This window comes from Acidiphilium sp. JA12-A1 (assembly GCF_000724705.2).
In the GTDB taxonomy this organism is placed as follows: domain Bacteria; phylum Pseudomonadota; class Alphaproteobacteria; order Acetobacterales; family Acetobacteraceae; genus Acidiphilium; species Acidiphilium multivorum.
Genome location: NZ_JFHO01000196.1, coordinates 1 through 3,084 on the forward strand (window position 1 = coordinate 1; position 3,084 = coordinate 3,084).

A 3,084-nucleotide genomic window follows, 5' to 3' on the forward strand; every position below is an offset into this window, starting at 1 on the left:
TGCATCAACGTCCAGGCTTGACGACTCGTAGTGTCGCCCCATGACGCAGCAGGAAGCCGGACAGCTGCTGGCGCGCCTGCCCGTAGTGCTCGCACCGCCATCAATCGAGTCCGGACCAGGTCACGGATCGCTTCATGCGCCGGATCCGGCACCCAGACCGCCGTCAATTCCCCCGCCCGATGCAGCCTGGCCAGGTTCACCGCATCCCGACGATCCGTCTTGATCCGTTCCCCCGGCTTGCGAGGGATCAGCGACGGCGCCACCACCACGCAGTCATGCCCGGCCGCCGTCAGCTGTCGCTGGATCCCGTAGCCACATGGACCCGCTTCATAGCAAAATCGCAGTTCCCCGCCCACGCGCTGCAACTTCGTCACCACCCTCGTCAGCGCCTCCGGGGTGTTCGCGATCCGGCCATACTCGCGCACGTCATCGCGGCCGCCAGATTCCGCCAGCGCGACCGTGATCGTCTCCTTGTGCACGTCCAGCCCGATAAAAGTGATATGCTTTCCCATGACCCGTCTCCTATGCATTGAGGCTCGGCACCGGACCTCCCGGCGCAACCCTCGGAAACCTGCATACTGCGAGACGGGTCACCCCAATCTCAGGCGAACATCTGGTCTAGAATAGGCGTTCTATTATTGATTTATTTAGAAATAGTTTCGATCACGAAAATATGAATTTGATGGAAGTGGTGTCGACAGAGTGTTGTCCAACTGGCGCTGATCGGAATTTTATGTCGGCCCTCATGATTGGACGATCGTATCGTGCTCGACCGGCTGGGTCGATGCACCCCATCGGCGGATCAGGGTCTGAGCAGGGCTGTGCAACGCCTTGGGATAGTAATGAGGGCGAGAAGGTGTTTGAGTCCGGCGAGTGTGGCGCGGTAGCTGTCTTGGCTGGGTGTACTTGCGTTGGTTTTTCCGACCATGAGGATGTTGAAGGCGAAGCTGCGCAATCGGGCGATGACACCTGGGTTGGAGCGGATCCGGGATAGATCCGCGGCGAAGGTGACGTCTCGGACATAGTGGTGCCCGGGCTGACTCCCTCGCATCCGCGAGGATCGTATCACGGAACAGGATCTGGTCCCGGGGACGGGCGCCGCTGACCACGGACCGGAGCATTTCGAGCAGGCCGGGATTTCGCCGGGCCGCCTCGAGGTCAAACACTCCCAGCACGATCTTCATGCGGGCGTCGGCCTGCGGGCCTTTGTGGCGGCGCGCGTGAACTCATGAACGCCCTCCCGGCACGCCGTTCCTCGATTTTCGATCTGCTTTGCCTGGCGAGCGATCGCTTCGACCCTGGCCTTGATCTGACCGATCGAACGCGTGGGCCACCATCCAGGCAACCTGCTGCCAACGTTCCGCAATGAGGACTCCGCATCAGGAACGGAGCCGGGACCGACTTGGCCGAAAGGGCAGTTTACACGCGAGGCGCCAATGCCAGAACCCGCTTCTATCCCGGCCAGCGACAATCTGTCCCGCGAGGCCGATCCGGCGACCCACGCGGTGCGTCAGGCCATATCCATAGATGAAATGGCGGACCACGACAGGCTCAAAGGACTTTTGCGGATAGAGGATGGCGTTCGGTCATTGCGGACACTTCCAGCCAATCGGATCGGCGCAAAAAAAATGGCGACCATTGCGGCCGCCAAGTTTAGGGAGGAAACGTCCAACGGGGCATGACCCCCGTTGGACGAGATATAGCTCAGCCAAGAGAGGCTTCAACATGAATTTTGTGCGACGCAGCATAGCTTTGGAAACGCATCTGCGGCCACAACAAGAAGGCGTTACATCGCATTGAAATCTTGGCTTAGAGCGTATTTCGATCAGTCCGGGTCATATCCGCATGAGCTGAAGTAGTTGGCGCATTCGCGGTGCTGGAAGCTGTCGACGAGCCTGCCGATCAGGTCCCATAGGCCGGAGACGGTTCGCTCTCCGATCTTTCTGAGGATGGCCTTGAGGCGCGCGAACGCCTTCTCGATCGGATTGAAGTCGGGACTATAGGGCGGGAGGAAGCGCAGGGTTGCGCCGGCCGCTTCGATCCGTTCACGCACCGCGTCACGCTTGTGGCTCGACAGATTGTCCATGATGACCACGTCGCCGGGCCGCAGTTCGGGTGTGAGAACTTTGGTGACATATGCCTCGAACCAGTCGCCGTTGATGGGGCCGTCCAGCACCATCGGCGCGACCATCGCGGTCATGCGCAGCCCCGCCACCAACGTGGTGGTCTTGCGGTGACCGTGTGGGAAGCCCATCCGCAGACGTTCGCCCCTGGCGCAGCGGCCATGGCTGCGGGTCATGTTGGTGGCGGTCCAGGTTTCGTCGATAAAGACGAGGCGATCCGGGTCCAGATCGAACTGGCTATCGAACCAGTCCTGGCGCTGTTTCAGGATATCGGGGCGATCCTGCTCGATGGCGTGGCCAGTCTTTTTTTACGCGTCATGCCGCGGCGGATGAAGAAGCGGTGAAGCCCGGCCACCGAGACGTGCAAGCCGACCTCGATCAGCGCCAGGCGCAGCTCTGCAAGCGAGATGTCCTTACGCGTTTCCCAGATTGCGAGAATGTCCGCCCGCCGTTCCTCAACCCGACGTGAGCGCGTGTCGCCACCCTGAGGCTTCGGAGCAAAGCTGCCGGTATCGCGACGCTGCGCTCGCCAGCGGATTGCCGTCGCCGGCGCCACCCCAAAGCGGGCTGCCGCTGCCCGGCAACTCATCCCCTCATCAATCGCCGCCAAAAGCCGCCGACGAAGATCCATCGATAGTGGTTGGCCCATCCATGCCGGCCTCCTTCACCAGCACGGATTCTGAATCATGTGTGGACGGCCCGTTGGGTTCAAGTCGTTAAAGCAGAATTTGGTATCGGTTCGAATGCGGTCATGTGTCCGGCCTTTGACGCGGTGGTCTGACCGCTGGCCCAGATGGGTGCCGCGAGCAACATCCAAACAGAAATTGCGGCATGGAACTGCCGTAGATTCAGACGGATTTTGTTGCTCGTCGGTTCGACCGATAACCATCTCCTGTTTGCCCCTAAACCCTCGGCACCGGCGCGCGGATCAGGCGGCTACCGGCTGACGCCGATACGCTTC

The 3,084-nt window shown here is 61.0% G+C and carries 2 protein-coding genes and 1 pseudogene; 1 reads left to right on the top strand and 2 read right to left on the bottom strand.

Annotation, left to right across the window (positions count from 1 at the left end):
* Nucleotides 1-512 (bottom strand): annotated as a pseudogene (locus RT91_RS19235) (transposase); the annotation flags it as partial.
* A 924-nt stretch (nt 513-1,436) separates the two neighbouring features.
* Between RT91_RS19235 and RT91_RS21805 the strand changes: the two are divergent.
* The gene (locus tag RT91_RS21805; RefSeq protein WP_152982889.1) at nt 1,437-1,682 is read left to right on the top strand and encodes a hypothetical protein; all 246 of its coding nucleotides are present in this window, start codon (nt 1,437-1,439) and stop codon (nt 1,680-1,682) included.
* A 143-nt stretch (nt 1,683-1,825) separates the two neighbouring features.
* Here RT91_RS21805 and RT91_RS21030 read toward each other — a convergent pair.
* Nucleotides 1,826-2,772, bottom strand: a protein-coding gene (locus RT91_RS21030) for an IS630 family transposase (RefSeq protein WP_152982890.1) whose coding sequence is annotated in 2 segments (ribosomal slippage) — nt 1,826-2,433 and nt 2,433-2,772 — 948 coding nt in all. Because the reading frame shifts where the segments join, the coding sequence is not laid out codon by codon here.
* Between the last annotated feature and the right edge of the window lie 312 nt (nt 2,773-3,084).

Bases quoted from the DNA above. Each gene is read 5' to 3' on its own strand.
- RT91_RS21805 (WP_152982889.1), top strand. From the start codon at position 1,437: ATGCCAGAACCCGCTTCTATCCCGGCCAGCGACAATCTGTCCCGCGAG.